Here is a 6,538-nt window from a genome sequence, read left to right on the forward strand (position 1 = left end):
CGGGATGCGGACCTTGTCCATCAGCTCGACGGCCTTGTTCATGCCGTCCCGCTTGGACATGCCGCGGTGGACAACCGGCGCTCCGGCGTGCCCGACCTGAGCCTGGACGAGCTGGCCGGGGCCTCCATGATGATCAGGCACATGGTCACGATGGCCCGTCCCGACCGGCTGATCGAGGACGGCGAGAAGCTCGACCTGCCCGGCTGGGACCTGCGGGCCGTCTGGACCCCCGGCCACACGCCCGGCCACCTGTGCTTCGTCTCGCCGGAGCGCAGGCTGCTGCTCTCCGGCGACCACGTGCTGGCGAAGATCACCCCGATCGTGGCCGTGCACCCCCAGTCGGGCCCCGACCCGCTGGCCGACTACCTCGGCTCGCTGGCCGCCGTCCGCGAGCTGGAGGTGGACGAGGTGCTGCCCGGCCACGAGTACCGCTTCCTGGAACTGGCCGGACGCGTCGACCACGTGCTGGCGCACCACGACGAGCGGCTGGCCGAGATCGAACGGGTCGTCGGCGAGGACGACGGCGTGACCTGCTGGGACGTCGCCACCCGGCTGAGCTGGTCGCGCCCCTGGGAGACGATCCCGCCGTTCATGCGCCGGGCGGCCAACAACGAGACGCTGGCCCACCTGGTATGGCTGGCCGGACGGGGCAGGGTACGCCGGGAGGAGGGCGAGCCCGAGCTCTGGAGACGCGCCTGAGCCGGTCGGTTATCGTACTCCTACCAGAATGTTGTTCTCTTGCTCTGGAGGTTCGATGCTTCGGTTCGATGACAGGGTCGCGATCATCACGGGCGCCGGACACGGCCTCGGCAGGGCGCACGCGCTCCTGCTCGCCGAGCGGGGCGCCAAGGTCGTGGTCAACGACCTCGGCGGCGCGCTCGACGGCACCGGCGCCTCCACCGGCCCCGCCGCCGAGGTGGTCGAGCTCATCACCAAGAACGGCGGCCAGGCCGTCGCCAACGCCGACAACGTCGCCACCCCCGAGGGCGCCAGGGCGCTCGTGCAGACGGCCGTCGACGCGTTCGGCCGGATCGACATCGTCGTCAACAACGCGGGCATCCTGCGGGACAAGTCGTTCGGGAAGATGACCGTCGAGGACTTCGACGGCGTGCTGGCCGTGCACGTGCGCGGGTCGTACCTGGTCAGCCAGGCCGCCTACCCGCTGATGAAGGAGGCCGGGTACGGCCGCGTCGTCAACACCTCCAGCCCGGCCGGCCTGTTCGGCAACTTCGGCCAGGCCAACTACTCCACCGCCAAGATGGGCCTGGTCGGGCTGACCAAGACGCTGGCCATCGAGGGCGCGCGCAACGGCATCAAGGCCAACGCCATCGCCCCCATCGCCTGGACCAGGATGACCGAGGCGCTGCTGCCGGCCGAGTTCGAGGCCAAGTTCACGCCCGAGCGGGTGAGCGCGCTGGTCGCCTACCTCGTGCACGACTCGTGCGAGTCGAGCGGGGAGGTGTTCACCGTCGGCGGCGGGCGGGTGGCCCGCGTGTTCGTGGCTGAGGGGCCCGGCTGGAAGGCCGACGACCTCACCCCCGAGGCGATCGCCGACAACTGGGGCTCGGTGATGGCCGAGCAGCCGTACGTGCTGACGGCCGGCGACTCGATGAAGGCCATGCTCTAGCGCCGGAGCCTGCCGGAAGCCGGTCATCGCCCGCCGGGGCGGTGGCCGGCTTCCGCGCGTTCGGGAGGGTTCCGGCGAACGTCTCATGCCAGGCTTTGTTCGATCTTCGGCATAAGTCCGCGAGGTTCGGTCGAATCAGACTCTTGATTTGCCGCATGAGTGATCTTATTGTTCCCGCATGACCCCCCAGCCGGGCTCGGCTGCCGACGTCCTGACGCTCATCAGCGCCGGATCGGCGACCACCCGATCCGATCTCGCGCGCCTCACCGGACTGGCCAGATCCACGATCTCCCAGCGGGTCGACGCGCTCATCGAGCGCGGCCTCGTCGAGGAGACCGAGAGCGGCGAGTCCACCGGCGGCCGTCCCCCGCGCCAGCTCCGCCTGCACACCGAGGAGCACGCCTTCGCCGGCGTCGACCTCGGCGCCACCCACTGCCGGGTCGCGCTCATGGACCTGACCGGCGGGCTGCTGGCCGAGTGCGAAGACCCCCTGGAGATCGGCGAGGGCCCCGACAAGGTGCTCGCCCACGTCGACCAGCGGCTCGACCGGCTGCTCGGCGAGGCCGGACGGCCCCGCGCCGCGCTGCGCGCCATGGGCATCGGCGTGCCCGGCCCGGTGGAGTTCGCCACCGGCCGCCCCAACAACCCGCCGATCATGCCCGGCTGGAACGACTACCCCGTCCCCGAATACTTCGACGGCATCCAGGTGCTGGTCGACAACGACGTCAACGTCATGGCGCTCGGCGAGCACCGCAACGCCTTCGCCGGCACCAGCCACCTGCTGTTCGTCAAGGTCGGCACCGGCATCGGCTGCGGCATCGTGGCCGACGGCAAGCTCCACAGAGGAGCCCAGGGCTCGGCCGGCGACATCGGGCACATCCGCGTCAGCGGCCACGACGACGCCGGCTGCCGCTGCGGCAACAGCGCCTGCCTGGAGGCCGTGGCCGGCGGCGCCGCCATCGCCCGCCGGCTCGCCGAGCTGGGGCTGGCCGCCGAGACCGGCGCCGACGTCGTCGCGCTCGTCCAGGCGGGCAACACCCAGGCGCTGCGGCTGGTCAGGGAGGCCGGCCGGCTCATCGGCGAGGTGCTGGCCGGCCTGGTCAACTTCTTCAACCCCGAGGTCATCGTCATCGGCGGCGCGCTGTCCCGCGTCCACGAGCACCTCCTGGCCGGCGTCAGGGAGACCATCTACCGCCGGTCGCTGCCGCTGGCCACCCACCACCTGTCCATCACCCCGAGCCGCACCGGGATCAACGCCGCCGCTCTCGGGGCGGGCCTGCTCGCCATCGAGCACTACCTGTCACCGGACAACATCAACCGCATCGTCAACGCCTGAAGGGGACCCCCGATGCTGGTCATGAAGGGCATCGTCAAGCAGTTCCCCGGCGTGCGCGCGCTCGACGGGGTCGATCTCGACGTACGGGCGGGCGAGGTCCACTGCCTGCTCGGCCAGAACGGCGCGGGCAAATCCACCCTGATCAAGGTGCTGGCCGGCGTCCACCAGCCCGACGAGGGCACGATCGTCTTCAACGACGCGCCCGTCCGGCCCACCAGCCCCAACGACGCCATCCGGCTCGGCTTCGCCACCATCTACCAGGAACTCGACCTGGTCGACGGCCTCAGCGTCGCCGAGAACATCTTCCTCGGCCACGAGCACGCCCGCTTCGGGTTCGTCAACCGCCAGGCCGGCCGCCGGGCCGCCCGCGAGGTGCTGGAACGCCTCGGCCACGGCGAGATCCGCCCCTCCACCGAGGTCGGACGGCTCTCACCGGCCGCCAAACAGGTCGTCTCGATGGCCCGCGCCCTCTCCCACGACGCCCGCCTGATCATCATGGACGAGCCGTCGGCCGCCCTGGCCCACGACGAGGTCGCCAACCTGTTCCGCATCATCCGCGAGCTCACCGCCCAGGGCGTGGCCGTCGTCTACATCTCCCACCGGCTGGAGGAGATCCGCGAGATCGGCGACCGCGTCACCGTGCTCAAGGACGGGCGCACCGTCGCCGTCGGCCTGCCCGCCCGCGACACGCCCACCGCCCGCATCGTCTCCCTCATGACCGGCCGCAACGTCGAGTACGTCTTCCCGCCCCGCCCCACCCGGCCGCCCGGCGAGGAGGTGCTGCGCGTGGAGAACCTGACCGCGCCCGGCGTCTTCGCCGACGTCTCCTTCTCCGTGCGCGCCGGGGAGATCGTCGGACTGGCCGGGCTCGTCGGCAGCGGACGCTCCGAGATCCTGGAGGCCGTCTACGGAGCCCGGCCCGCCTCCGGCCGCGTCACGCTCGCCGGCCGCCCGGCCCGCCGCCGCGTGACCGGCGCCGTCCGGCAGGGCATGGGCCTGGCCCCCGAGGAACGCAAGGCCCAGGCCCTGCTGCTCGACCAGAGCGTCACCGCCAACATCACGCTCGGCACCCTGCCGCAGTTCGCCAGGTTCGGCTGGATCGACCGCGGCCGCGAACGGGCCGAGGCCGCCCGCCTGGCCCAGCTCCTCGACATCCGCCCGCCCGACCCCGAACGCCCGATCAGGACCCTGTCGGGCGGCAACCAGCAGAAGGCCGTGCTCGCCCGCTGGCTGCTCGGCGGACGCAGACTGCTGCTGCTCGACGAGCCCACCCGCGGCGTCGACGTCGGCGCCCGCGCCGAGTTGTACGCCGTCATCCGCGACCTGGCCGACCAGGGCATCGGCGTGCTGCTGGTCTCCAGCGAGGTGCCCGAGGTGCTGGGGCTGGCCGACCGGGTGCTCGTGCTGCGCGAGGGCGCCGTCATCCACGAGGGCGAGGCGGCCGGCCTGGACGAGCACCGCGTACTGGACATGATCATGGATGGGAGGGCCGCGTGATGAGCGAGCCCATAGAGGCGCCCGAACGACCCGCCGCCGGGGTCGCCCGGCCGAGACCGTCCCTGCTGAACGGGGTCGCCGAGATCCGCCACCTCGGCCTGCTGGGCGCGCTGGCGCTGCTCGTGGTCGTCGGCCTGGTCACCCGGTTCGACAACTTCGCCACCACCTCCAACCTGGTCAGCATCCTGGCCCTGGCCGCCACGATCGGCGTGATCACCGTCGGGGCCACGTTCGTGATCATCGGCGGCGGCATCGACCTGTCCGTCGGCGCCGTCATGGCCCTCGCCTCGGTCTGGGCGACCACGCTGGCCACCCAGTCGTACGGGCCGGTGGTGATGGCCGTCTGCGCGATCCTCGTCGGCACCGGGGCCGGGCTGGTCAACGGGCTGCTGATCGCCTACGGGCGGATGGTGCCGTTCATCGCCACCCTGGCCATGCTGGTGGCCGCCCGCGGCCTGGCCCAGCGCATGTCCGACAGGAAGACGCAGCTCATCCAGGTCGAGGGCATCGTGCAGCTGTCCACCACGCGGCTGCTCGGCATCCCGCTGCTGGTCTACGTGTTCGCCCTGGTCGTGGTGCTGGGGTGGATCGTCCTGAACCGCACCACGTTCGGCCGCCGCACGTACGCGGTCGGGGGCAACCCCGAGGCGGCCAGGCTGGCCGGCATCGACGTACGCAGGCACACGATGCTCCTGTACGCCCTGTCCGGCTTCTGCTGCGGCGTCGCCGCGATCCTCATCATGGCCCGTACGACGACAGGCTCGTCCACCCACGGCGACCTGTACGAGCTCGACGCCATCGCCGCCGTCATCATCGGCGGCACCCTGCTCACCGGAGGCCGGGGCACGATCATCGGCTCGATCCTGGGCCTGCTGATCTTCACCCTCATCACGAACCTGTTCATCCTCAACGGGCTCAACACCAGCGACCAGCTGATCGCCAAGGGCCTGATCATCGTCGTCGCCGTCCTTCTCCAGCGGCGGAACCTGAAAGCGAGAGCATCATGAGTGAGAACGTCGCGCGCAGGGGATTCCTCGTCGGCGGGGCTGTGCTGTTAGCGGCGGGTTGCACCAGCAACGAGCCGGCGGCCGCTCCCTCGTCGGCGGCGCCCGCGCCCGCCCCCGCCGCGAGCGGCAACGACGAACCCGGCCAGAAGGTGACGATCGGCTTCTCCGCGCCGGCCGCCGACCACGGCTGGATCGCGGCCATCGCCAAGAACGCCGAGAGCGCGGCCAAGCAGTACGGCGACGTCGACTTCAAGGCCGTCGAGCCGACCAACGACATCAACCAGCAGATCTCCGCCGTCGAGTCGCTGATCGCGGCCAAGGTGAACGCCCTGGTCATCCTGCCGAACGACGGCCAGCAGCTGAACCAGGTCGCGCTGCAGGCGACGCAGGCGGGCATCCCGGTCATCAACCTCGACCGGGTGTTCCCCGACAAGCTGGCCTACCGGACGTGGATCGGCGGCGACAACTACGGCATGGGCGTCGCGGCCGGGCACTACATCGGCAAGCAGCTCAAGGACAAGGGCGTCGCGAACCCGGTGATCGTCGAGATCCAGGGCATCGCCACGCTGCCGCTGACCCAGGACCGCAGCAAGGGCTTCGCCGACGCGCTGAAGACGTACGGGTTCAGCGTCACGGCCAAGCAGGACGCCAAGTTCACCGTCGAGACCGGCAACCAGGTGGCGACCTCGCTGCTGCAGGCGCACAAGAAGATCGACGCCCTGTGGAACCACGACGACGACCAGGGCGTCGGCGTGCTGGCCGCCATCAAGGAGGCCAACCGCGACGAGTTCGTCATGGTGGGCGGCGCGGGTTCGCTGAACGCCATGAAGGAGATCCAGGCCGGCACGTCGGTGCTCAAGGCCACCGTCACCTACAGCCCGACGATGGCCTCCTCGGCCATCAGGCTCGCCAGGTTGATCGCGCAGGGCAAGGGCATGAGTGACCTCGTGGAGAATCAGGTTCCCCAGTCGATCACCCTCGCGTCGGAGACGATCACCAAGGAGAACGTCGACAAGTATCTGGCGCTCGGATTCGAATCCTGATCGGGGGTTGCATGTCAGACAAGACCAC

The 6,538-nt window shown here is 70.7% G+C and carries 6 protein-coding genes; all 6 read left to right on the forward strand.

Going from position 1 to position 6,538, the window contains the following annotated elements; genetic code table 11:
* Nucleotides 1–141 precede the first annotated feature (141 nt).
* Nucleotides 142–699: an MBL fold metallo-hydrolase gene (locus tag ACWCSD_RS44800; protein WP_449924527.1), complete on the forward strand. Its 558-nt coding sequence runs from the start codon at nt 142–144 to the stop codon at nt 697–699.
* A gap of 55 nt (nt 700–754) precedes the next feature.
* Complete coding sequence (locus ACWCSD_RS44805) at nt 755–1,627, forward strand: SDR family oxidoreductase (RefSeq protein ID WP_449924530.1); 873 nt, start codon at nt 755–757, stop codon at nt 1,625–1,627.
* 178 nt (nt 1,628–1,805) lie between these two features.
* A complete protein-coding gene (locus tag ACWCSD_RS44810; RefSeq protein WP_358288897.1) occupies nt 1,806–2,963 on the forward strand; it encodes an ROK family transcriptional regulator in 1,158 nt (385 codons plus the stop codon).
* Between the two features lie 12 nt (nt 2,964–2,975).
* Nucleotides 2,976–4,460 carry a sugar ABC transporter ATP-binding protein gene (locus ACWCSD_RS44815; protein ID WP_397164435.1) on the forward strand — a complete coding sequence of 495 codons (1,485 nt, stop codon included), beginning with the start codon at nt 2,976–2,978 and terminating at the stop codon, nt 4,458–4,460.
* Nucleotides 4,460–5,467 (forward strand): ABC transporter permease, encoded by a 1,008-nt coding sequence (locus tag ACWCSD_RS44820; protein WP_397164437.1) that lies wholly within the window; start codon nt 4,460–4,462, stop codon nt 5,465–5,467. The genes ACWCSD_RS44815 and ACWCSD_RS44820 overlap by 1 nt, the downstream gene beginning before the upstream one ends.
* Complete coding sequence (locus ACWCSD_RS44825) at nt 5,464–6,510, forward strand: ABC transporter substrate-binding protein (protein WP_357984925.1); 1,047 nt, start codon at nt 5,464–5,466, stop codon at nt 6,508–6,510. Before ACWCSD_RS44820 ends, ACWCSD_RS44825 begins: the two co-directional genes overlap by 4 nt.
* Nucleotides 6,511–6,538 lie beyond the last annotated feature (28 nt).

This window comes from Nonomuraea sp. NPDC001684, from assembly GCF_053596515.1.